This is a genomic window from Mycolicibacterium obuense, assembly GCF_055397605.1.
Genome location: NZ_AP043663.1, coordinates 3,038,363 through 3,060,022 on the forward strand (window position 1 = coordinate 3,038,363; position 21,660 = coordinate 3,060,022).

Below are 21,660 nucleotides of genomic sequence, written 5' to 3' on the forward strand. Positions count from 1 at the left end.
GTCATCGACCCAGGAACTGTACGACGTGCTGGCCGAACTCGACTGGGTACTGATCGAGGAACCCGTGCCCGGCGTCGGCATAGATCCGAAGTTGCGCACCACGAATGTGCTCGGCCAGCAGTACTGAATTCTTGGTGTACATCATGGTGTCGTTGTCGCCGTTGGCGACCAGGGTGGGTTGAGTGATCGCCGAAAGTCTTTCCAACTTCGAGGATTCTGGGATACCCCACGTCATCAACGCTTGATACTGGGCGTCTCGGCAGTCCAGGGACGATTCGGGGTCGCGATCCTCCGTGCGGGCGTGGGTGCGGCTGAGGTACTCCCAGGCCAATCGGGTGCCCTCGGCCGAACCGGAGAAGAACAGTGAGATGAAGTCCTCGGGCGTGGTCACATCGCCCGCCGCCCACCGGTAGACATCGTCGCTCCACCGATGCAGGTCGGACGCGCCCTGAGGCGCGGTTCCCGCCAGAACCAACCGGCGCGGCAATCGCGGCCGGATCAATGCGATCTCCTGAGCGATATGGCCTCCCAGCGAGAATCCGACGATGTCGATTTCCTTCAACCCCAGGGCATCGACGAAAGCCAGCGCATTGCGTGCCATGTCCGAGACATTGTCCGGTGTGCGCCCCGTCGAGCTTCCCACCCCGGCCAGATCGACGGTGACGACCTCGCGGTGCGTGGCCAGCGTGTCGAGCAGAAGGGGGTCCCAGTAGTCCAGATTGCCGCGGAAATGCTGCAACATCAGTACGGGTGGAACCGTTTTTGAGGGCGATCCCACACGGCGGTAGCGCAGTACGTCACCGGCGACGTCGATGTTGCGGGTGGAAGCGAAAGCTGAGGAATCGAGGTCTGGCGCGGGTGTGGCAGCGGCTCGTGTCACGGGGCTCCTTCAGGTTTGCGTGATCTATCGACCGTGACACCGATCCGGCCGCTGGGGAATCCGTCGCGTGACTACCGCGCGCGACCCATGGTCAAAGTGCAGATGCCGCCGGACCCCGTCATGTGATGCGCTCTATCCATGACGTCCTATCGGGCCTATCAGGTCACCGGCAAGCGCGCCTTCAGCCTCGTCGATCGCGAGGTGCGCGATCCCGATCGCGGTCACGTCCGGATCCGAACGCTGGCATGCGGCGTGTGTCACAGCGATGCGCTGGCAGTCGAAGGTCAGCGCGACGATTCCTCGCATCCTGTCGTTCCCGGACACGAGATCGTCGGCGAGATCAACGCGGTGGGCGCCGACGTCGACGCTCGATGGCGGGTGGGTGACCGCGTGGGCGTCGGGTTCCTCGGCGGACAGTGTGGTCGCTGCGATTTCTGCCGACACGGCGACTTCGTCAACTGCACCGATCAGCCCCAGCCCGGCACGACTGTCGACGGCGGGTACGCCGAGATGACCTACGCGCGCGCTTCCGGGCTGGTGCGTGTGCCCGAGCGTTTCGATCCGCTGACCGCCGCACCGTTGTTGTGCGCCGGTGTGACAGTGTTCAACGCGCTGCGCGCTGCAAGTGCGCCCGTGAACACCCTGGTCGCGATCCAGGGCGTCGGCGGCCTGGGCCATCTGGGAATCCAGTACGCGAAGAGCCTGGGCTACCGCGTCGTCGCGATCGCGCGCGGTGACGAGAAGCGTTCTCTGGCCGAAACTCTGGGCGCCGACCACTACATCGACAGTTCACGGGAGGACACCACCTCGGCGTTGAACGAGCTCGGTGGCGCCACCGCCGTCGTCGCCACCGCCGCGAGCGGTGCGTCGATGGCCGGCCTCGTCGGGGGGCTGCGGCCGCGTGGCCGCCTGGTCGTGGTGGGCGCCTCGCCGGAGCCGATCCCGGTGCAGACCTCGGATCTCATCTTCGGCGGGCGCAGCATCGTCGGCAGTCTGACCGGGACGGCGGCGGACAACGAAGACAGTCTGAACTTCGGGCTAGCACACCAGATCGCGCCGATGATCGAGACGATGCCGTTCGAGGCAGCGCCGCAGGCCTACGAGCGGATGATGGCCGGTGAGGCCCGGTTCCGGATCGTGTTGGATTTCACCCGCCGCTGACATCAGGACAGGAACCGCAGAACCTCGCCGGTGAAGTCGTCGATGTGCTGGAAGAGGAAACCGTGTCCGGCATCGCTGTACAGAATGACTTTCGCGTTCGGCAACCGACCCGCCATCGCATAGCTCGCGTAGGCGTCGATCATCCGGTCGTGGGCTCCATTGGCCACGAGCACGGGGATCGTCACGTCGCCGAGGCGATCCCACACCGAGGACCCTGTCGAGCCGATGACCGCGAGTTGTGCGCGCACGGTGTCCGCGGAGACCGGCGTGTGATCCGGTGTGAGCGTGCGCGCGTCCAACCGCCGGAGCGACTCCACCCCCAGCGCGCGGCCGGGACCTGCGTCAGGGAAAAAGAGGTAGAGGAAGTCGTCGTCATCGTTGACCGGTTTGGTGGCCACCTGCCAGATCTGCGGATCAGCCGCAGGCATGCCCGGCACGCCGCCACCGGGCGAGCTGCCGGCGACGATCAACCGGCGCACCAGATCAGGACGCTGCAGCGTCGCGGCCTGAACCACGACGCCTCCCAAGGACCAACCGAGCAGGTCGACCTCTCCGAGTTCCAGCGCCTCGGTGAACTCGACGAGCCCACCCGCCAAGCTCTTCATGGTCGTCGGCGCGGTTCCGCTTGACTTCGCGTGGCCCACGTTGTCGAAGATGATCACGTCGCGTTCTGCACCCAGCCGATCGAGGAACTCCGGGTCCCAGTGGTCCATCGTGCCGCGAAAGCGGAGGGCCAGCAGCAGCGGTGTTCCGCCATCGACGCCGAATCGGCGATAGGCGAAACGAGCGCTCGGTGCGTCGATGTACTGGGTGTCGGCATCGGCCGAGAGAAGCTGAGACATCCCTCGATCGTGGCGACCGGCCCACGTCGAAGCCATCAGCACGATGACTGCCATCGTGTGATTGACTGCTGCGATGGCCACGTCTGACGCGCATTTCTATCGGCCCGCCGACGGCACCGGGCTCCCCCACGATCCGTTCAACGCCATCGTAGGGCCGCGACCGATCGGCTGGATCTCCACCGTGAGCGCCGACGGCACACGAAATCTGGCTCCTTACAGCTTCTTCAACGGCTTCAACTACCACCCTCCGGTGATCGGGTTCGCTTCGATCGGCTGGAAGGACAGCGTCGCCAACATCGAGGCCACCGGCGAGTTCGTGTGGAATCTCGCCACCCGGCCGATCGCCGAGGCCATGAACGAAACCGCGGCCAGCGCGGACCCGGACATCGATGAGTTCACCCTCGGGGGCCTCACTCCGGTGGACTCCGTCGACGTCACACCACCCCGGGTCGCGGAAAGCCCGGTCAACTTCGAATGCGTACTGACACAATTGATCCAGCTTCAGGACCGAGCCGGTGGGTTGCTCGAGAGCTGGATGGTGCTGGGTCAGGTCGTCGCCGTTCACATCGACCAGCAGTACCTGGTCGACGGCGTCTACGACACCGCGGCCGCTCGCCCCATCCTGCGCGCCGGCGGACCGGCAGCCTACTTCGACGTGCCCGCCGACGCCCGATTCGAGATGCGCCGCCCCGGCTGATCTACCCGGTGCTGCGAGCCGTGTCGACGGCGAACGCGCCGGGTCCGGTGAAGACCAGCAGCAGGAACGCAAAGCAGTTCATCACCGCCGGCTCGCCCTGGTTCACGACGGGCCAGAAGCTGAGACCGGCGTGACCCATGAAGTACGCGAACGCCATCGTGCCCGAGGCCAAGAACGCGGCGGGGCGAGTCAGCGCACCCACGGCCAGCAGAGCGCCGCAGAGCAGCTCGATCACACCGGCGTACCAGTAGGGCCAGACGCCGAACTGAGCGGCGTCTGGAGCGGGCCAGCCGAACAGTGCGGTGGTGCCGTGACAGAGCAGCAGCGCGGCGAAGACGATGCGGAAGACGGCGAGTGCGTAGGGGGTCAGCGGGTTCAGACGACCGCCGATCGTCTGGTCGAAAGTGGAGAGAGCCATCGGTTTTCCCTTCGTGCAGATTCTTCTCAGACGGTTTCGCATGAGCCTCGCTCACTTGATGGCGAGATTGAGGATGATCACGGCCACGCCCAGCGCGGTGTTACCGAGGCCTACGACGCAGGCGCCCAAGCGCGAGTAGCCGCTGATTCGTCCTGCCGTCACACCCCAGCCGAACAGCAGAAGCGCATTCATGAGCAGCGCGCAGGAGGTGTAGCCGATAGCCAGGGAACCGTCTGCGCGCACTGCGTCGTCACGCCACCCCACCACATGGGCCGCCCAGAGCAGAAGAAGCGTCGGCACCGACGCGACGACCATGGGGATGCCCGTCAGCATGAACGAACGCAGATCCTTCCAGAATCCGGTCGCCGCACTCACTTGGTGGGCCGACACGTGCTGCCCATAGCTGCGCGTCACCGCGGCGATACCTACGCTGGCGGCCACCCAGGCCGCGGAGTAGCCGGCGGACTGCCCGATGGGTATGGCCGCCAGCGTGGCACTGGCGAACACGGTTCCGACGACACCGCCGTAGACACTGTTCGTCGACGGCTTCCACCGCCGCGCTTCCTGTTGTCCGCGAGGCGATTTCGCGACAGGCGTGGTCTTCGATTGCTCGACCTGCAGATGGGTCATGGTGCAATCCTTTCCGGTATGCCCGTGCGCGCGGACTCGGCGTCGATGTCGAGCCGCAAGGCCTCGACGAGCCGCCGATACAGTGAGCAGCGCTCGATCAGTTCCTGGTGACGTCCCCGGTCGACGATGCGCCCGCGTTCCGTGACGACGATGGTGTCGGCGTCGATGACGGTCGACAGGCGATGGGCAATCGTGACGACCGAGCGTTGCTTCGCCTGACTCCGGAGGACCTCGTGCACAGCCGCTTCGGAGATGCCATCGATCTGCGCAGTGACCTCGTCGAGCAGCAGCACGTCCGGCTCGGCCAGCAGAGCCCTGGCGAGCGCAACGCGTTGCCGCTGTCCGCCCGAGATCGTCGCCGCAGCGACGTCGGTGTCCAGCCCGTGTTCGAGACCGTCGACCAGATCATCGAGCTGCAGTCGCGCGACCACGTCGTCAATAGCACGTTGCGACGCAGCCGGATTCGCGAAGACCAGATTCTCGCGCAGTGTTCCCGGCAGCAACGGACTGTCCTGTTCGACATAGCCGAACCGTCTGCGGACCGCTGAGATGTCCACGTCGCGATAGGCGGTCGAACCCAGCCGCAGCTCTCCGGCCTGGGGCTCGATGAACCTGAGCATCAACGCGAAAAGCGTGGTCTTCCCCGCGCCCGAGGGGCCCACGATAGCCGTGTGCCCTGTCGCCGGAATCTCGAGACACACATCGCGCAGCACCGGCCGGCCGGATTCCGAATAGCACGCGGTGACCCGGTCGAAGACGATCGCCGGTGAGTCGCCGGCCCGCGTGGCGGCGGCGGCACCGGGAGCCGAGCGCTCGAGCTCCAACGATCGCACGTCTCGGATCCGGGCCGCGGCCGCGACGCCTGCCTGCAAGGTCGTGAGGTGGTGGCTGAGTTCCATGGTCGGACCGAGCAGTCCGACCGCATACAGCAGGAAGGCCACCAACGTCGGCATGGTGAGCTGCCCATTGGCCACGAGATACGCCCCACCACAGACGATCACGAGTGTGGCGGTTTGGATTCCGGAAAACGCGACGCTCCACGTCAGCGCTTCGCGCCGAACTGCGCGCAGGCTGTGTTCTCTCGATTGCTGCGCGAGCGCGACGAGGGAACCGGATTGCCGGTCCTCGGCTCCGGCCACCTTGACGGTCTTGACGGCACGCAGTGTCGTCTCCAGGTGGCCGCCGAGATCACCGAGTGACCTCTGCGCGCTCTCCTGCGCCCGACCGATCGCCGGCATGAGTACGGCGAAGACGACGGCGATCAGCGCGATCGTCCCGATCGTGACCGATGCCAGGACCGGGCTCAAGTAGACCATCAGCACCAGCGTGCCGATCACCGTGATCGAGCCGTTGACGAGTCCGACGGCACTCGATGAGGTGGCCTCCCGCAGCAACACCGTATCGCTGGTCACTCGGGTCACCAGCTCGCCGTTGGACCGCTTCTGCAGTGGAATCAATCGCGCCTTCAGAAACTGCGTGATCATGCCTCGACGGGCATCGAAGACGACGTCCTCAGCCAACGTCCCGAGGAGCACCCACTGTCGCCAGCTCAGCACGGCGCCCACCACGATCACCCCGGCCAGCAGCAGCGCTGGAGCGGCGAAGCCACTGCCCTTGGGCCCCATGGCATCCAGAACCCACCGCGTGACCAGCGGGGTCGCCAGTTCGGCGCCAGAGACCCCCAGGCCCAGCAGCAGGGCCACGACGAGCCTGCCCCGGTGCGGACGCGCAAAGTCCCACAGAATCGACAGTTTCGACGGCCTTGACTGCGTCCGCACGTCAGACATCGCTCGCTCAGCCACCCGAATATTAGGACATATATGTCCTATTTTCGTCAAACAGTGTCTCGATTGCGAGGGTGCGGGCATGATGTCCCCATGGTCTCGACCACCCGTCCGCAGCGCGTACGCGACCGCACCCGAGCGGCGCTGATGTCGGCGGCCATCGACGTGCTGAGCGACAACGCGGCCGCGTCGATGGGCGAGATCGCCACCGCCGCCGGCGTCGCCCGAAGCACTCTCAATCGCTACTTCCCGGACCGCGCAGCGTTGACCGAGGGCATCGAGGCGTTCGTCGAAGCCGAGTACGAAGAAGCCGTCCGTGACGCGCGGACTGCCGAGGGCAGCGGACTGGCGGCCTACCTTCGCATCGTCGACGAGATGCTCGAACGCCTGGACACTCTGGGCTGGTGGATGCGGGCAGCGGCGGATGACGACTTCGACGACCTGGACTGCGAAGCAGACAGAGGCATCATCGCAGTCATCGAGCGGGGTCACCAGGACGGCACGGTCGACACACAGTTCACTCCGACCTTCATGGTCGGTGCCACCTGGTCGCTACTCACCGCCGCCTACTACGACGTGCGCCACGGCAAGCGGTCCCGCGCCGAAACGCGCGATCTCTGTCGGCGCGGGCTGACCAAGCTCGCCGCATCACCGACAGCTGAGGTCGCTACGAAACGTCCGGAAGCGTCGTCGAAATGACCGAGCTGACGGCTGATCAGCCCTGGCTGCGGTTCCATTCGATCCACCCGATACCGCTGCGGCCGTCGTCGGTCATGACCGGCCCCCACGACCGCGGGAACCGGCTCAGCCTCCCGTCGGGAGAGGTCAGCAACACCGGCGCGTGACCGGCCGGAGTGATCGTAGCAGTCAACCCGTCGTAGTCCACCGCTGCGGAGACAGGGAGTTCACCATCCCAGACCGTCTCGCGCGCTTCGACTTTGGTGAGCTCGACCAGCCCTTCCCCGGCATGCTGCCGATATCCCACCGACAGCGCAGGAGCGCCGGGGATGCGAATGTCCACTCCGTGAAGGTGGGTGCCGTCGTCGAGATGGATCGCGCTCCACACCCAGTCCATCCCCCACCAGTCGCGTGACGCCCACGAATGGTCGCGCTGCCCGGCGACGTCGGTGATGGTGTAGGAGTGCCCGTCGGCGGTGACCGTGCCCGATACCCGGCACGGGATCTCGTACCGCGGCGACACCCGGTATTGGAAGGGCGTTCCGTCGCTGGTCCAGTCCAGGTCCACGGCGACATCGACGGTTCGACCCGCCTCGCCGCGCAGCAGCGCTGCCGGATCGTCGTGGGCCTGTCCGTGGCCCTGGAGCGAGACACGAAAGCGGACCAGCGGTTCAGCGATCTCCATCGTGAGCTGCGCACCGTCGGCAGCGACCCGGGTGTGACTGTCGGGCAGCGGCGCCTCGAAGTCGAGCACGGCGATGGTCGGCCGGCCCGGGCCGCACAGCAGACCGTTGACCCAGGCGTGGCCCTGATTGGGGATGAGGCCGAGCCGGAACCAGCCACCTGCATTCTGGTCTGCGTCGGCGAAGTCGAAGTACCAGCTCTCGCTCCACAACGGCTCATCTGTCGGCGTGTGCCGGTCCTCGTCGGATGCGTTCGGCTGCAATGGTTCCGGCGTCGACGGCGGTGGCAGCAGGGAGAGCGCATCGGCGTCGATCACGTGCTGGCAGTGCCGGGCGATCATGGCCATGAACATCTCGTCACCACGGGCGGTCCGTTCCACCAGCATCGGTGACACGATGGCCATCAGAACCCCGAAGAAGCTCTGCCGCCGCACCCCCTCGCGCACATCGTCCAGCGAGACGCCGGAGGATGTGCCGAGGGCATCGTGGTAGGCGGCGAGCAGCCCGTCGTAGCGCGCGCGACGCTCCTCGACGGGCAGCGCACAGCCGAGGAAGTAGGCGACATCGGTGAACGCCGGCCCCCAGGTCACCGTCTGCCAGTCGACGACGGTCAACGGCCGATCTGCGCCCGGCTCGCCGAAAAGCATGTTGTCGAGCCGGTAGTCACCGTGCACCAGTCCGCGCCGACCGCTTGCACCCTCGCCGGCCATGAACGCATCGAATGCCGCGACGAAGCGCTCGCAGACCTCGCGATGTTCTGGCGCCACCTGGTCGGCATAGCGGTCGATGAAGCCCGCGTACAGCGCGCTCATCAGGCCCTGGTTCACGGGTGATTCCCGGTTAAGCCATGCCGCATCGGCGAGCGCCTCGTCACCCAACAGCGGACCGTGCACCAGACCGAGTTGTCGCATCGCCAACTCCGCCTGATCCGCTGTGGCACCCTGGATCTCGTCCCCCACGATTGCCGGAGCGGCATCGTCGAGCAGCAGATCGAACACGCCCGTCGCGCCGTCATACGCCGCGTGATGGCAGGACGCGACCGGGCCGCCCAGGCCCGGTGCGACGTCGGTGTAGAAGCGCACCTCACGTTCGTAGAGCCCCATCGCCAGGCCGGTCTGGCGGCTGCTCGGGTCGGCGGCGGCGACCTTCAGGACCACCGACCGCGGCCCGTGCTCACCATCGCCGTACTCCAACTGCAGCCGGTAGCACTCACTCATCTGCCCGGTACCGATGCGGGCGACCGAGAAGCTCGACACGTCCCGCCCGAGGACGGCGCTGAGCCAGTCGACGGTCAGATCGGCAGGGCTTTCCACGAGCGGTTGCGAGGTCGACACCCGGCCAACGTATAGCAGCGGGGCAGTCGCGAAGAGCACATCCGACAAACAAATTGACGGCCGTCAACTCGATGACGGGCAGCTGTGGCAACCTGATCATGATCACCCGGGGCGCGCGGGTCGAAAACGGGTATAGGGCGCGTCGTGGAACCGGAGGGCAAATGAAGGTATTGATCACCGGCGGCACCGGCTTCGTCGGTGCGTGGACGGCGAAGGCGGCGCAAGATGCCGGGCATCAGGTGCGCTTCCTGGTGCGCAACGCAGGCCGGCTGGCCACCAGCGCGGGAAAGATCGGCGTCGACATCGGCGATCACGTGCTCGGTGACATCGCCGATGGCGAGAGCACCGCGGCGGCCCTCGAGGGATGCGATGCCGTGATCCACTGCGCGGCCATGGTCTCGACCGATCCCAGCCGGGCTGACGAGATGCTGCACACCAACCTCGAAGGCGCGCGCAACGTCCTCGGTGGCGCCGCGGCCGCGGGGATCGATCCGATCGTGCACGTCTCGAGCTTCACGGCACTGTTCCGCCCCGACCTCGACGTGTTGCACGCCGATCTCCCGGTGGTCGGCGGCAGCGACGGCTACGGCCGCTCGAAGGCAGCCGTCGAGGCGTACGCGCGGGGCCTGCAGGACGCCGGCGCGCCGGTGAACATCACCTATCCCGGCATGGTGCTGGGTCCGCCCGCAGGTGATCAGTTCGGCGAGGCGGCCGAAGGTGTCGAGGCGTCGGCGAAGATGCACGCCGTGCCGGGTCGAGGCGCCGGCTGGATCGTGATCGACGTGCGCGACCTCGCCGACCTGCACGTCGCGCTCCTCGAACCGGGCCGGGGACCGCGCCGCTACATGGCCGGCGGCCAGCGGGTCTCGGTGGACCAGCTCGCACAGATGATCGGCCGCGCCACCAACCGCACACTCGCGGTGGTCCCGGTGCCGGATGTCGCGCTGCGCAGCGCGGGCCGCATCTTCGACGTCGTCGGACCGTTTCTGCCGTTCGAGACGCCGATCAATTCCGCCGCCATGCAGTACTACACACAGATGCCGGCCTCCGACGACGCACCGAGCACGCGCGATTTCGGACTGCACTGGCGCGATCCGGCCGAGACGATCGCCGACACCGCCGAAGGACTGCGTCAGGTCGGGCGGCTCTGAGGGGGGTCAGGCTCGTGCGCTGACCACACGCAGCCGGAGGGCCCGCGCAGTCGCAGGTCCGACGATCCCATCGACCACCAGACCGGGTGTGCGGCGCTGGAATTCCCTGACAGCCGCCTCGGTGTCGGGGCCGAAGACACCGTCGACCACGAGGTTGCCCGCGTAGCTCGCATAGGCCGCCTTCAGACGCCGCTGTAGTTCGGCCACCTGCGGGCCGCGAGATCCCCGCTTCAGCAGTATGTCCGAGTAGTCGTCGTCGGGCGGTTCTGGTACGCCGCGATCGTCGGCGACGTCTCGGCGCAGGATGTCCATGTCGATGGCGCCGGGATCCCATTTGCCTTGAGCGCGGCCGGCGTATTCCTTGTGCCCGATGACCCTGTCGGCCGATCGACCCAAGCGTCGACAGATAGCGGCGCAGCTTCGTACCAGGGCGACGTACTGCGCGTCCGGCCAGTGTGTGCGATGCGGCGCCGACGGGCTCGTGCCGCTGTTGGCACACTCGATGCCGATCATGTGCCGGTTCGCACCGTTGACGGGCAACCAGGGATAGGAGCCCTCGCCGGCGTGCCAGGAGACGCCCGCCGCCACGACCGTCACCGCTCCGCTGCGCGCGATGTGCAGCGCTGACAGCGGGCCCGGCAGATCGGGCCTACCGCGTGCGATGGACTCCGCGGTGGCACCGTCGGACCCCGTGTGGTGCACCATCACCCCGCGGATGTCGGCGAAATCGCCGTGACCGCGGTCGCGCCAGCCGGGCAACTCGCGCACGTCGAGGCCTGCGGCTCGCAACACATCGGCGAGCCACAGCGGATCACCGCTCCACACCGCGGGCATCGGCGGCACCTCCCCTTCCCTGTCGACAGCGCCCCTATGCAACCAGACGTCCCACGTTTGGCCAGAGAGGGCGCGGGTAGTTCGACCCGGTGACGACAGAACCCGAAGACATCGAGAGCACGCCGGTCGTCGCGCGTGACACCTCGGCATCCCGCCACCAGGTGTGGGCAGTGATCGCCGACGGGTGGACGTATTCACAATGGGTGGTCGGTAACAGCCGGATGCGCGCCGTCGACGCCACCTGGCCCGCGCCGGGCAGCACCATCCATCACTCCATCGGCATCTGGCCGGTCGTGCTCAACGACAGCACCGTCGTCGAATCATGCGAGCCCGAAAGGGAACTCGTCCTGATCGCCAACGGACGTCCATTCGGTAAAGCGCGGATCACCCTCCGCCTGGCCGATGTAGACGGCGGGGGCTGCCGGATCGAGATGGCCGAGGTACCGGTATCGCCGCCGCTGAGCTGGCTGCCCAAACAGGTGGCACTGACCGCGGCATTCCCCCGGAACCGAGAAACCACCTGGCGGCTGGCTGCGGTGGCCGAGCGCCGCACCCGCGATGAGCGCTGAACTCCCGCGATCGGAGTCCGCCGACGCCGTCGTCATCGGCTCAGGCCACAACGGGCTCGTCGCCGCGACCATGCTCGCTGACGCGGGATGGGACGTCGTCGTCCTCGAAGCGCAGGACCGGCCCGGCGGCGCCGTCAAGAGCGCCGAGTTGACCCCGGGGTACATCAGCGATCTCTACAGCGCCTTCTATCCGCTGTCCGTCGCCTCCCCCGCACTCGCTGACCTCGCTCTCGAAGATCACGGCCTGCGCTGGAGTCACGCGCCGGCCGTCGTCGGTCACGCTCGCAGCGCCGACGATGACGACGCTCCGGTTCTCTACCGCGACATCGACCGTACTGCAGCGGAATTCGAGCGGCATCACCGTGGGGACGGGGACCGTTGGATCGCCGTCTGCGAGCAGTACCAGCGCATCAAGAAACCACTTCTGGACACGTTGTTCGCACCGTTTCCGCCGGTGCGCGGGCCCGCTGGGCTGCTGCGCCGGCTCGGCACCGCCGAGGCGTTACGGCTGTTGCACCTGCTGCTGTTGCCCGCGGGCGAGATGGCGCGACAGCTGTTCGACGGCGAGGCGGCCCAGCTGCTCTTGCTGGGCAACGCGATGCACGCCGACGTGCCCGTCGATGCGCCCGCCAGCGGTGTGATGGGATACCTCCTGCTGATGCTGGCCCAGGACGGCGGGTTCCCTGTGCCGGTCGGTGGTGCGGGTCAGCTGACCGAGGCACTGGTGCGGCGGGCCGAGTCAGCAGGAGCGCGCGTGTACTGCGGTCGCGAAGTCGACAGCATCGACGTGCGCGGACATCGCGCGACCGCGGTGAACCTCGTCGACGGTGGTTTCATCCGCTGCCGTCGCGCCGTCGTCGCGAACACCTCAGCGCCACAACTGTATCGGCGTCTCCTCCCGGCGGACGTCCTGCCGCTCGGGCCGCAACGACAATTGGATCGCTTCGTCTGGGACACCCCGGTTCTGAAGATCAACTACGCGCTCGACGCGCCGATCCCGTGGCGATCGCGCAGCCTCGCCGGAGCGGGCACGGTCCACCTCGGCGCCGACCACGACGGCCTCATCCGCTGGATGGCCGACTTGAACACCTCGACCGTGCCGACCCAGCCGTTCATGCTGTTCGGTCAGATGACGACCGCTGATCCCACCCGATCTCCCACGGGCACCGAAAGCGCCTGGGCCTACACCCATCTGCCTCGGGGCCGCAGCGACGATCGCAGCGCCGAACGGTTGGCCGAGGCCGTCGACGCCGTCCTGGAACGCCACGCCCCCGGCTTCACCGGCCATGTCGTCGGGAAAGTGATCCAGCGGCCATCGGATCTGGAACACAGCGACGAGAACCTGCACGCCGGAGCGGTCAACGGCGGCACGTCACAGTTGTTCCAGCAGTTGATCTTCCGACCCATTCCCGGGCAGGGCGGGCCGACCACGCCACTGGACAACGTCTTCCTCGGCAGCGCGGGCGCTCCGCCCGGTGGCGGCGTGCACGGCGTCTGCGGCCGCAACGCCGCGCGGGCGGCCCTGGCCGCCGACGGGGCCGTGGGCTGGCCACGCCGACGGCTCAACCGGGCAGTGAGCCGGCTCCTGCTCGGCTGAAGCCCGCCCGCCCGTGAGAAGCCACGGCTGTGGAACCGCCGATTTCACAGCCTGGAACAATATTCCGCGGGTGGTATGCCTACTCGACAACGGGAAACAGTGAGTCGCCATCTTCCGGGGTCCCGTCGACCTGCCCGTCGTGCTCACCGGGCTCGACGGGCGCAGCGTCGCTCCCGAGCAATGGCTCGTCACCACCGACACCATCTGCTGCATCGCGCAGATCGATGTCTGATTCATCCACATCAGGCATCTCCTCGGCGAGCCGCTGGTCCAGGCTTTCGCCCTGACGTTGCTCCTCGGCCGACATACCGAACTTGTCGACGCCGCTCCAGCCCTCCGGCGGGTCCACGACCTCGTCTCCGTCGTCGTTGTGCACGTCGTCGGAATCGGTACCCTCCATCGGGCTGAGCAGATCGTCGCTGCCGCCCAGATCGTTGGCTGTGGTCCCCGTGGCATCGTCGGTGCTCACCGGTGATCTCCTCTCACTGTCGCGTCCCCCAGCGATAGCCGGGAACCGCGCGCTTGAAACTCGTTGCAGCTCAGCGCCAGGCGCGCATGTCGGCGCGAGGTGTTGTCCGGATCGATGGCGTCCTCGAGCTCACCCATCACGCTCTCCTCGGCGGGTGATCGTCGTCGCGTATCGCGCGTTGGCTACCGTCTGAAGGTATGCATCCCTTCCGCCAGGCCGTCGAGGCACGCGACGCGGCCGCCATCGAGGCGCTGCTCGCCGACGACGTCGTCTTCACCAGCCCAGTCGCGTTCAAGCCCTACCCCGGCAAGCCGATCACCGCGGCGATCCTGCGCGCGGTGATGCGGGTGTTCGTCGACTTCCGCTACATCAGGGAGATCGGCGACGCCACCAGCTCTGATCATGCGCTCCTGTTCGAGGCCACGGTCGACGGCAAGAAGATCACCGGCTGCGACTTCATCCACGTCGACGAGAACGGTCTGATCGACGATCTGATGGTGATGGTGCGACCGCTCTCGGGCGCCACCGCGCTGGCCGAAGCGATGGGTGCACAGTTCGACCGCATCCAACGCGAGGCCGCCGAGGCCGCCGAGGCCGCGAACCACACGAACTGATGCTGCCCTCCGACAATCACGTGCACACCCGGTGGTCCTGGGACACCGCCGGAACGTCGACGATGGAGGCCACCTGCCGCCGAGCGGTCGAGCTGGGCCTGCCCGCGGTCGCGTTCACCGAGCACGTGGATTTCACCGAGTGGGGCGATGACGACGCGGCGACCCCGGGGATGGCGGTCGGTGACCGACCCCGCGTCGTGCCGCTCGACGTCGACGGATACCTCGCCGACATCGAGGGGTGCCGCGAGATGTTTCCCGATCTGCGGATCCTGTCGGGGATCGAAGCCGGTGAGCCGCATCGGTTTTCCGGCAGTGTCGCCGCTGTCCTCGCCGCCGGTCGATTCGATCGGGTGCTGGGAAGTCTGCACGGGATCCCGGTGGCCGGGCGCCTCGAGGGGATCACCAGACGGTTGTTCGCCGAGCACGACCCTCACGACCTGGTGCGACGGTACTTCGCCGACATGGTCACGCTGATCGAGCGCTCAGATGTGTTCACCGTGCTCGCCCACTGCGACTATCCGCGCCGTTACTGGCCCGCCGACCGGGTGGGCGCCTACCGCGAGAACGATTTCGAAGAGCACTACCGGACGGTCTTTCGTACCCTTGCCGGCACCGGTCGCGCGTTGGAGATCAACACCAAGTCGCCTTTGGCGTCCGTCGATCTCGTGCGGTGGTGGTGGCAGGAAGGCGGCGACGCGGTGTCGTTCGGCAGCGACGCCCATCAACCCGCACACGTCGGTAATCGCTTCGACGTCGCGGTCGACATCGTGGAGGCAGCCGGATTCCGGCCCGGACGCGACCCTTTCGACTTCTGGCGGCGCTGACCGGTCAGCGTGTCAGCACGGCGACGATGCTCTCGATCAGGTCGACGACGTCGTCGGGACGCGACAGCATCACCAAATGGGAAGAGTCGATCTCGATGACGGTCGCGCCTGCCCGCTGATATCCGAATCGTTGCACGTCGGGATTGATCGCGGTATCCGATGTGCAGACCACCGCCCAGGTGGGCCGTGACCGCCACGCGGCCACCGGCGCGGCCTCGCTGAATGCCACCGCGGCCAGCGGACGCTGGGAGACGGCGAGCACCGCCATCAGCTTCGGATCGACGTCCGCACCGACCACCGCTGCGAATCGGTCCGGGTCGACCGTGACATCGATTCCGTCGGAGCTGTTCCCCGTCGCCGGAAAGGGCCGCTGCACCAGCGCCGCCGGCAGCTCGGAATCCGGGAAGCCGCCCTGCAGCTGCGCGAGGCTCTCCCCTTCCTCCAGTGCGTAGCCCGCCAGATACAGCAGTCCGACCACGTTCTCGGCGTCACCGGCCACCGTGATGACCGCACCACCGTAGGAATGACCGATCAGAAGCACTGGGCCGTCGATGCTCTCGATCACGGCCCGAACCGACGCCGCGTCACCGAGCAGGCTGCGGTTGGGCACTGCCACCGCGAGTACCGGCAGACCCTTCGCGAGCAGAGCGCTCGTGACGGGCGAGTAGCTCGATGCGTCGGCGAATGCACCGTGGACGAGAACAGCTGTGGGAGTGGACAACCGAACCTCCTGGGATCGTGGACGTGCGCGATCAGGACCGGATGAAGTCCAGCAGGTCGGCGTTGATGACGTCGGCATGGGTGGTCGGCATACCGTGTGGATACCCCGCGTAGGTCTTCAGGGTTCCGTTGGGCAAAAGCTCGGCCGAGAGGGGCCCCGCGTCGGCGTAGGGCACCACCTGGTCGTCATCGCCGTGCATGACCAGTACGGGCAGTGTGATCTGCCGCAGATCCTCGGTGAAGTCGGTCTGGGAGAAGGCGACCACGCCGTCGTAGTGGGCGATCGCGCCGCCCATCATGCCTTGCCGCCACCAGTTGGCGATCACCGCCTCGATCGGTTCCACTCCATCGCGATTGAACCCGTAGAACGGGCCTTCGGGCACTGCCCGGTAGAACGCGGATCGGTTGGTCGCGACCTGTGTCTGGAAATCATCGAACACCGACTTCGGCAACCCGCCGGGGTTGGCCTCGGTCTGCACCATCAGCGGCGGGACCGCGGCGATCAACGCCGCCTTCGCCGCGTGGTCCTGACCGTGGCGGGCCAGGAAGCGCACCACTTCGCCGCCGCCGGTGGAATGCCCGACGTGGATTGCGTCGCGCAGGTCGAGATGGTGTACGACAGCCGCGAGATCGTCGGCGTAATGGTCCATGTCGTGACCGTCGCCGACTTGGCTCGAGCGGCCGTGCCCACGGCGGTCGTGTGCGATGACGCGGTAACCGTGGCCGAGGAAGAACATCATCTGGGCGTCCCAGTCGTCCGCCGACAGTGGCCAGCCGTGACTGAACACGATCGGCTGCCCCGACCCCCAGTCCTTGTAGAAGATGTCGACTCCATCGGATGTGGTGATGATCGGCATTGACGTCCATTTCGTCGGTGTGGTCGATGGCCTTTCTGCATTAAACCCTTTCTGAGTTCGGCACGCTGCGAGCTCCTCATTGACGATTCCTATGGGAACCTCGGCGGCGATCTATGACCGCAGGATCACCTCACCCACCTTCGGCGGGCACCCCGAGTACCTTCTCTGACATGGCATCGCACCCGTTGACGATCATGTTCTGGCCGGAGTCGGCCTACGGACCGACCAATCAGTGCATCGGCCTGGCGTCGATCCTGCGCGATCGCGGGCACCGAATCGTCTTCGCCGCCGAATCGTCGTGGGCCGGAAAGATCGCGCCATTCGGCTTCGTCGAGGAGCTCGTCGACCTGGCCGAGCCCTCGCCCGATGCGGCCGAGGAGGACGCCGGCGCCTTCTGGACCCAGTTCATCGCCGAGACGGCGCCCGAGTTCCGCAAGCCCACGATCGAACAGCTCGCCAGCTTCATCCAGCCCACGTTCCAGGCCCTCATCGACGGCGCCCGGTACTGCGAACCACGATTGCGCGAGATCATCGCCGCGCACCGGCCCGACGTCATCGTGGAGGACAACGTCGTGCTCTTCCCGGCGCTGGCCACCGCGGGCGTTCCGTTCGTCCGGGTCGTGTCGTGCAGCCCGTTGGAGGTTCCCGGTCCCGACGTACCGCCCCCCTTCTCGGGGCTGCCGAGCGGCGATCCCGCGCAATGGCGTTCCTACCGTGAGGAATTCGAGAGAACGTTGCGCCCGATGTGGGCCGACTTCGACGCCTGGGTACGGGAGCAGGGCGCCGCGGGCCTGCCAGACTTGGAGTTCATGCCGCGAGACAACGCGGCCAACCTGTACGTCTATCCGGCCGAAGCCAACTACGTGGATCTGCGCCCGCTGGGTGACACCTGGACGCGCATGGACTCCAGCGTCCGCGAAACCGACGAGGCCTACGCGGTGCCTGCCGAGGTGGCCGACCGGCCGGCCGACAGTGCACTGATCTACCTGTCCCTGGGGTCTCTCGGCGGTGCTGATGTCGCCCTCATGCAGCGGCTCGTGGACGTCCTCGGCACCACCCGCCACCGCTACATCGTCAGCAAGGGCCCACAGGCCGATCGAATAGCATTGGCCGACAACATGGTCGGTGCGCAGATGCTGCCGCAGACCAAGGTCATCCCCCAGGTCGACCTCGTCATCTCACACGGCGGGAACAACACCGTGACAGAGACGCTGCACTTCGGCAAGCCGCTGATCGTGCTCCCCCTGTTCTGGGACCAGTACGAGAACGCCCAGCGCATCGACGAACTCGGCTGGGGCGTCAGACTGGACACCTATGGCTTCGCCGACGACGAGCTCACCGACGCCGTGGAGCGCCTTCTCGACAACACGGCGCTGCGGGAGCGCCTCGCCGGGCTCGGCGCCGCGATACGGCAGCGGGACGGGTTGCGGGTCGGCGCGGATGCCATCGAACAGGTAGGCAACGCCCACCGGTGACCACACTGCCGGACCCAGTGGACTGGTTGGACCTGTCGAACGAGCATCGACTCGCCATCGTGGCTGCCGGGTCCGCCCGCTCGGCGCTCCCGATGGCCCGGCGTGGCGGTTGGCACCGCGCGCGCCCCGGCGAGGGCGCGTCTACGGCGTTGCTGAGAGTGCTTGCCGCACAACCGGGGGACCGTCAGATCGGACGTTTCCACGTCCGATCGTGGGCGGCTCGCCCACTCGAGGGCGAACGCGCGATGAACGTGGACCAGACGAACGAGTCCGTGATCGTCGGTGATCAGGCTGTGGTGAAGTGGGCGGTGCACCTACAGGAGGGCCCACATCCGGCGCCCCAGCGCATCACCACACTGCGGGACGCCGGCTTCACGGGAATACCGCAGCCGTGGGGCGTGATCACCTGGCAGGCTCCCAACGGGGAGGAGACGGTGACCGCGTACGTCGACGAGTACCTGCCCGGCGCGGTGGACGGATGGACCTGGGCGGTGGAGATGATGACCGCCGCAACGCTCGCCGCCGACCCGGACGCGACGGCGGCGACGGCTCGTCAGCTCGGGGTGCTCGTCGCCGACATGCATTCCGCGCTCGCCGCCACCGCGTCGACTGCCTCCTCCGCCGATGCGCACCGGTGGCACATGGCCGCTACCGCGCTCCTCGAAACCGCCTGTGCCATCACCGGATCGGCGAGTGCTGAGGTGCTGCGGGCACATCGAGCGCAGGTGGTCGAAGAGCTCGCGCTCCTCGCGTCACTGACGGGCGCTGCGGTACTCGACGGGCACGGCGATCTCCACGTCGGCCAAGTGCTGCGCAGCGACGGGAAGCTGTTCGTCACCGATTTCGACGGCAACCCTGTGCTCACCGCCGCGGAGCGAATGCACCCCATTCCGGCGGTCGTCGACGTCGCAGGAATGGTCCAGTCGCTGGTCCACGTCGCCATCGTGGCCCGTCGATACACCGCGCTGGACCCCGGCGCGCTGCACGCGGTGGAAGCGGCGACACGACGCGTCTTCGTGCAGGCCTACACCGCCCGGCTGACCGCCGGCGGGCACGGACATCTTTTCGAACCGCGCCCACTGCGCGCGCTGCGCCTGGTGCAGGTCATGCGGGAGATGATCTATGCGGCACAGTATCTTCCGCGCTGGATGTATGTCCCCGATGCCGCCCTGCCCGCCCTGCTCGACGACGAGGAGTGACTGTGAAACCCGATGCCTTCATGACCGATCTGACGCGCAAACCCGAGGTCCTGGCGCGCCTGGCCCTGATGCTGGCGGAAGGGAACCCGTGGGCGCGCGTGGTCCCCGCCGATACCGAACGGGTCGTGTTCATCGGAATGGGTTCGTCGAACTACGCGGGCGCGGTGGCCGCAGCCCGGTTGCGAGCGCGCGGCATCATTGCAGTCGCCGAACTCGCATCGTCGGCACTGTTGCCCGACTGGGGCCCGCGGACGCTGGTCGTCGCGACGTCAGCGAGCGGCGGATCCGCCGAGACGCTGGATGCGTTGACACGCCTACCCGAAGGTGCCGCCACCGTGGCGCTGACGAACACACCGGGCTCCCCACTCACCGAGCGCTGCGATGCGGTCGTCACTCTCGAGGCCGATGTCGAGCACGGTGGAGTGGCATGCCGCAGCTATCAGCACACCCTGGCCGTGCTGCTGGCCCTCGAATGTCACCTGCTCGGCACCGACACGACAGCGCTCGCGGCCACGATCGACAGTGCCGCCGCCGCGAGCACCTACCTCCTGGACAGTGAATCTTCCTGGCTTCCTGAGGTTTCCGAGCTGCTCCTCGGCCCGTCGGGTACATACCTCGCCGCGCCCGTGCACCGCTTGTGCTCCGCCCAGCAGGGCGCGCTGATGGTGCGCGAAGGACCGCGTCTGCCCGGCGCGGCGTGCGAGACCGGCGACTGGAGCCACGTCGACGTCTACCTCACCAAGACCACCGACTACCGGCTGCTGGTCTTCGCCGGTTCCCCGTGGGAGGCGCAGCTGGCCGAGTGGACCACCGCCCGGGGCAGCACAGTGGTCGGGGTCGGTGGGGACGTCCCCGGCGCTCGGTATGTGCTCCGCTACCCGGGCGACTCTGACGACGACGTCGCTCTGCTCACCGAAGTACTGGTGCCCGAGATGGTCGCGGGCCGTCGATGGCAGCAGATCACTCAGGAGACCATTGGCTGAGCAGAGCCACAGCCTCCGACTGAAACCCGTGCTCCGCCCACTGCAACGGCGTGGTCCCGAAGCGGTCGTCGATTGCGGACGGGTCGGCGCCGGCGGCGAGTAGCCGCTCGATGAGTGCGAGATCCCCCTCCCAGGCGGCGTGGTGCAGCGGTGTGGCTCCGGACTCGTCTCGACCGTTCGGATCATCGGGAAACGGCTGGTCGGCTATCTCGACGCCGGAGACGTCGATGCCGTGACGCTCGAGAAGGGCCAGCCTGTCGGTGAAGCCGTGGTCGGCTGCCCAGTGCACCTGACGGCGCCACATCTGCTCTCGCGACTCCATGGCGACCCCGAGCCGACGCTCCCAGGGACTCGGACCCGAGGTGGCCAGGCCGTGATCGAACAGCACCTCCAGGTGCGAGTCGTCGGGCCGGAACATCCTGTTGTACAACGCCTGCTGATCAGCAGGATGGGCGCCACGCTCCAGCAGCAGCCTGGCGAGCTCGGTGGCGTACCGGTGACGCGGTTGCCGTCGCGGCCCCTGCTCCCCTTCGCCGAAGACACCGGTGAGCGCGGTGAACGGCGGCGCCATTCCCCGCCACAGGTAGCCGGTGTTCGGATCCGCGCCTGCGTCGAGCAACAGCGTTGCGGCAGCGAGGATCTCTTCGCGGGTCCGGTCCGCCGGGAGTCGGGAGTAACACAAATACATCAGTGGCGTCCAGCGCAGTGGTCCCCCGGCCTCGCGGGCCGCAGCGGCATCGGCGCGCAGGTGGCGTCGTACCGCGTCGCAGTCTGCTGCCGCCGCCGCGGCGCACACGTGCTCGGCCGGCATCGCGGGCGCAGCTGCGAGAATGTCGGCCGCCTGCGCCCACCGGGGCGGAGCATCGTCGGCGGTGTACATCAGCACCGCCATGGCGCAGAAACGGTCGGCCGCATCGAGAGAGCTGTCGTCGACTCCGCTGGGATCGACACCCAAGGCGCCGGCCGCCTCGAGGTAGTGGACCAGGTCCGGCCATCCGGGGAATCCGTACCGGCGGGCCAGCGCCAACTGCGCGTCGTGCAGCGCCACATGCGGCAACGCGACGTCGGGACGCGGATGGTGACGGCGGATGAACGCCTCTGCGTCAGCATCGCCCGCGCGGGCGCGCCGTTGCAGGTCGCGGGCGTCCGAGCGCAGTCGGGGCAACGAGGGATTGTCGGGCAGTGCGCTGGCCATGGCAGCCTCCTCTCGAGAGGCCCGGCGTCCGCGAGGTCGGGCACAGAGAAGAGGTGGGCCGAGACT

23 protein-coding genes are annotated in these 21,660 nt (G+C 67.5%); 11 read left to right on the forward strand and 12 right to left on the reverse strand.

Translation table 11 applies throughout. From position 1 onward, the window contains the following. Position 1 precedes the first annotated feature (1 nt). A complete protein-coding gene (locus ACZ50N_RS14475) occupies positions 2-880 on the reverse strand; it encodes an alpha/beta fold hydrolase (protein WP_464473139.1) in 879 nt (292 codons plus the stop codon). A 138-nt stretch (positions 881-1,018) separates the two neighbouring features. On the opposite strand from ACZ50N_RS14475, the gene ACZ50N_RS14480 reads away from it, so the two are divergent. Next, positions 1,019-2,041: a zinc-binding dehydrogenase gene (locus tag ACZ50N_RS14480; RefSeq protein WP_464473140.1), complete on the forward strand. Its 1,023-nt coding sequence runs from the start codon at positions 1,019-1,021 to the stop codon at positions 2,039-2,041. Positions 2,042-2,043: 2 nt separating this feature from the next. Here the strand turns inward: ACZ50N_RS14480 and ACZ50N_RS14485 are convergent, their stop codons facing one another. Next, positions 2,044-2,883, reverse strand: coding sequence for an alpha/beta fold hydrolase (locus ACZ50N_RS14485; protein ID WP_464473141.1), 840 nt, complete (start codon positions 2,881-2,883; stop codon positions 2,044-2,046). A gap of 73 nt (positions 2,884-2,956) precedes the next feature. Here ACZ50N_RS14485 and ACZ50N_RS14490 point away from each other — a divergent pair, with 73 nt between their 5' ends. Then, entirely contained in the window at positions 2,957-3,580 is a 624-nt protein-coding gene (locus ACZ50N_RS14490; RefSeq protein ID WP_464473142.1) for a flavin reductase family protein, read from the forward strand. A 1-nt stretch (position 3,581) separates the two neighbouring features. Here ACZ50N_RS14490 and ACZ50N_RS14495 read toward each other — a convergent pair whose 3' ends face one another. Genes ACZ50N_RS14495 through ACZ50N_RS14505 form a run of 3 tightly spaced genes read right to left on the reverse strand, consistent with a single transcriptional unit; the run spans position 3,582 to position 6,496 of the window. Further along, positions 3,582-3,998, reverse strand: a complete 417-nt coding sequence (locus ACZ50N_RS14495) for a DoxX family protein (protein ID WP_464473143.1) — start codon at positions 3,996-3,998, stop codon at positions 3,582-3,584. 51 nt (positions 3,999-4,049) lie between these two features. Continuing rightward, positions 4,050-4,628 carry a hypothetical protein gene (locus ACZ50N_RS14500; RefSeq protein ID WP_464473144.1) on the reverse strand — a complete coding sequence of 193 codons (579 nt, stop codon included), beginning with the start codon at positions 4,626-4,628 and terminating at the stop codon, positions 4,050-4,052. Continuing rightward, positions 4,625-6,496, reverse strand: coding sequence for an ABC transporter ATP-binding protein (locus ACZ50N_RS14505; protein WP_464473145.1), 1,872 nt, complete (start codon positions 6,494-6,496; stop codon positions 4,625-4,627). The genes ACZ50N_RS14500 and ACZ50N_RS14505 overlap by 4 nt, the downstream gene beginning before the upstream one ends. A gap of 9 nt (positions 6,497-6,505) precedes the next feature. Between ACZ50N_RS14505 and ACZ50N_RS14510 the strand changes: the two genes are divergently transcribed. Continuing rightward, complete coding sequence (locus tag ACZ50N_RS14510; protein WP_464473146.1) at positions 6,506-7,111, forward strand: TetR/AcrR family transcriptional regulator; 606 nt, start codon at positions 6,506-6,508, stop codon at positions 7,109-7,111. A 16-nt stretch (positions 7,112-7,127) separates the two neighbouring features. On the opposite strand, the gene ACZ50N_RS14515 is transcribed toward ACZ50N_RS14510, so the two are convergent. After that, complete coding sequence (locus ACZ50N_RS14515) at positions 7,128-9,107, reverse strand: DUF7064 domain-containing protein (protein WP_464473147.1); 1,980 nt, start codon at positions 9,105-9,107, stop codon at positions 7,128-7,130. A 161-nt stretch (positions 9,108-9,268) separates the two neighbouring features. Here ACZ50N_RS14515 and ACZ50N_RS14520 point away from each other — a divergent pair, with 161 nt between their 5' ends. After that, positions 9,269-10,258: an NAD-dependent epimerase/dehydratase family protein gene (locus ACZ50N_RS14520; RefSeq protein ID WP_046361334.1), complete on the forward strand. Its 990-nt coding sequence runs from the start codon at positions 9,269-9,271 to the stop codon at positions 10,256-10,258. Positions 10,259-10,264: 6 nt separating this feature from the next. Here the strand turns inward: ACZ50N_RS14520 and ACZ50N_RS14525 are convergent, their stop codons facing one another. Further along, positions 10,265-11,092: a peptidoglycan recognition protein family protein gene (locus ACZ50N_RS14525; RefSeq protein ID WP_048424297.1), complete on the reverse strand. Its 828-nt coding sequence runs from the start codon at positions 11,090-11,092 to the stop codon at positions 10,265-10,267. An 89-nt stretch (positions 11,093-11,181) separates the two neighbouring features. Here ACZ50N_RS14525 and ACZ50N_RS14530 point away from each other — a divergent pair, with 89 nt between their 5' ends. Next, entirely contained in the window at positions 11,182-11,661 is a 480-nt protein-coding gene (locus tag ACZ50N_RS14530) for an SRPBCC family protein (protein WP_046361297.1), read from the forward strand. Then, on the forward strand, positions 11,651-13,258 hold the full coding sequence (locus tag ACZ50N_RS14535; RefSeq protein ID WP_464473148.1) for a phytoene desaturase family protein: 1,608 nt from the start codon (positions 11,651-11,653) through the stop codon (positions 13,256-13,258). Before ACZ50N_RS14530 ends, ACZ50N_RS14535 begins: the two co-directional genes overlap by 11 nt. 79 nt (positions 13,259-13,337) lie before the next feature. Here ACZ50N_RS14535 and ACZ50N_RS14540 read toward each other — a convergent pair whose 3' ends face one another. Continuing rightward, positions 13,338-13,658 (reverse strand): hypothetical protein, encoded by a 321-nt coding sequence (locus tag ACZ50N_RS14540; RefSeq protein WP_464475648.1) that lies wholly within the window; start codon positions 13,656-13,658, stop codon positions 13,338-13,340. A gap of 65 nt (positions 13,659-13,723) precedes the next feature. Then, positions 13,724-13,864: a hypothetical protein gene (locus ACZ50N_RS14545; RefSeq protein WP_464473149.1), complete on the reverse strand. Its 141-nt coding sequence runs from the start codon at positions 13,862-13,864 to the stop codon at positions 13,724-13,726. Between the two features lie 60 nt (positions 13,865-13,924). Between ACZ50N_RS14545 and ACZ50N_RS14550 the strand changes: the two genes are divergently transcribed. Both ACZ50N_RS14550 and ACZ50N_RS14555 read left to right on the forward strand, forming a co-directional pair. Further along, entirely contained in the window at positions 13,925-14,341 is a 417-nt protein-coding gene (locus tag ACZ50N_RS14550) for a nuclear transport factor 2 family protein (RefSeq protein ID WP_464467909.1), read from the forward strand. Continuing rightward, positions 14,341-15,165, forward strand: coding sequence for a PHP domain-containing protein (locus tag ACZ50N_RS14555; RefSeq protein WP_053079422.1), 825 nt, complete (start codon positions 14,341-14,343; stop codon positions 15,163-15,165). Before ACZ50N_RS14550 ends, ACZ50N_RS14555 begins: the two co-directional genes overlap by 1 nt. A gap of 4 nt (positions 15,166-15,169) precedes the next feature. Here ACZ50N_RS14555 and ACZ50N_RS14560 read toward each other — a convergent pair whose 3' ends face one another. Together ACZ50N_RS14560 and ACZ50N_RS14565 are read right to left on the reverse strand one after the other, a co-directional pair. Next, on the reverse strand, positions 15,170-15,886 hold the full coding sequence (locus ACZ50N_RS14560) for an alpha/beta hydrolase (protein WP_464473150.1): 717 nt from the start codon (positions 15,884-15,886) through the stop codon (positions 15,170-15,172). A gap of 31 nt (positions 15,887-15,917) precedes the next feature. Continuing rightward, entirely contained in the window at positions 15,918-16,742 is an 825-nt protein-coding gene (locus ACZ50N_RS14565; RefSeq protein WP_048424303.1) for an alpha/beta fold hydrolase, read from the reverse strand. 170 nt (positions 16,743-16,912) lie between these two features. On the opposite strand from ACZ50N_RS14565, the gene ACZ50N_RS14570 reads away from it, so the two are divergent. From ACZ50N_RS14570 to ACZ50N_RS14580, 3 genes are read left to right on the forward strand one after another with little or no spacing between them, the layout of a single operon-like run. Beyond that, on the forward strand, positions 16,913-18,217 hold the full coding sequence (locus ACZ50N_RS14570) for a glycosyltransferase (protein ID WP_464473151.1): 1,305 nt from the start codon (positions 16,913-16,915) through the stop codon (positions 18,215-18,217). Further along, positions 18,214-19,416: a glucosamine kinase gene (locus tag ACZ50N_RS14575; protein WP_277243780.1), complete on the forward strand. Its 1,203-nt coding sequence runs from the start codon at positions 18,214-18,216 to the stop codon at positions 19,414-19,416. The genes ACZ50N_RS14570 and ACZ50N_RS14575 overlap by 4 nt, the downstream gene beginning before the upstream one ends. Before the next feature lie 2 nt (positions 19,417-19,418). Further along, a complete protein-coding gene (locus tag ACZ50N_RS14580) occupies positions 19,419-20,399 on the forward strand; it encodes an SIS domain-containing protein (RefSeq protein WP_133414125.1) in 981 nt (326 codons plus the stop codon). Here the strand turns inward: ACZ50N_RS14580 and ACZ50N_RS14585 are convergent. Continuing rightward, the gene (locus ACZ50N_RS14585) at positions 20,377-21,594 is read right to left on the reverse strand and encodes an ankyrin repeat domain-containing protein (protein WP_464473152.1); all 1,218 of its coding nucleotides are present in this window, start codon (positions 21,592-21,594) and stop codon (positions 20,377-20,379) included. The two genes, ACZ50N_RS14580 and ACZ50N_RS14585, sit on opposite strands and share 23 nt — an antisense overlap. Between the last annotated feature and the right edge of the window lie 66 nt (positions 21,595-21,660).

Bases quoted from the DNA above. Each gene is read 5' to 3' on its own strand.
- ACZ50N_RS14480 (WP_464473140.1), top strand. From the start codon at position 1,019: ATGACGTCCTATCGGGCCTATCAGGTCACCGGCAAGCGCGCCTTCAGC.
- ACZ50N_RS14485 (WP_464473141.1), bottom strand. From the start codon at position 2,883: ATGTCTCAGCTTCTCTCGGCCGATGCCGACACCCAGTACATCGACGCA.
- ACZ50N_RS14490 (WP_464473142.1), top strand. From the start codon at position 2,957: ATGGCCACGTCTGACGCGCATTTCTATCGGCCCGCCGACGGCACCGGG.
- ACZ50N_RS14495 (WP_464473143.1), bottom strand. From the start codon at position 3,998: ATGGCTCTCTCCACTTTCGACCAGACGATCGGCGGTCGTCTGAACCCG.
- ACZ50N_RS14500 (WP_464473144.1), bottom strand. From the start codon at position 4,628: ATGACCCATCTGCAGGTCGAGCAATCGAAGACCACGCCTGTCGCGAAA.
- ACZ50N_RS14505 (WP_464473145.1), bottom strand. From the start codon at position 6,496: ATGCCCGCACCCTCGCAATCGAGACACTGTTTGACGAAAATAGGACAT.
- ACZ50N_RS14510 (WP_464473146.1), top strand. From the start codon at position 6,506: ATGGTCTCGACCACCCGTCCGCAGCGCGTACGCGACCGCACCCGAGCG.
- ACZ50N_RS14520 (WP_046361334.1), top strand. From the start codon at position 9,269: ATGAAGGTATTGATCACCGGCGGCACCGGCTTCGTCGGTGCGTGGACG.
- ACZ50N_RS14525 (WP_048424297.1), bottom strand. From the start codon at position 11,092: ATGCCCGCGGTGTGGAGCGGTGATCCGCTGTGGCTCGCCGATGTGTTG.
- ACZ50N_RS14535 (WP_464473148.1), top strand. From the start codon at position 11,651: ATGAGCGCTGAACTCCCGCGATCGGAGTCCGCCGACGCCGTCGTCATC.
- ACZ50N_RS14540 (WP_464475648.1), bottom strand. From the start codon at position 13,658: ATGGAGGGTACCGATTCCGACGACGTGCACAACGACGACGGAGACGAG.
- ACZ50N_RS14545 (WP_464473149.1), bottom strand. From the start codon at position 13,864: ATGGGTGAGCTCGAGGACGCCATCGATCCGGACAACACCTCGCGCCGA.
- ACZ50N_RS14550 (WP_464467909.1), top strand. From the start codon at position 13,925: ATGCATCCCTTCCGCCAGGCCGTCGAGGCACGCGACGCGGCCGCCATC.
- ACZ50N_RS14555 (WP_053079422.1), top strand. From the start codon at position 14,341: ATGCTGCCCTCCGACAATCACGTGCACACCCGGTGGTCCTGGGACACC.
- ACZ50N_RS14565 (WP_048424303.1), bottom strand. From the start codon at position 16,742: ATGCCGATCATCACCACATCCGATGGAGTCGACATCTTCTACAAGGAC.
- ACZ50N_RS14570 (WP_464473151.1), top strand. From the start codon at position 16,913: ATGGCATCGCACCCGTTGACGATCATGTTCTGGCCGGAGTCGGCCTAC.
- ACZ50N_RS14585 (WP_464473152.1), bottom strand. From the start codon at position 21,594: ATGGCCAGCGCACTGCCCGACAATCCCTCGTTGCCCCGACTGCGCTCG.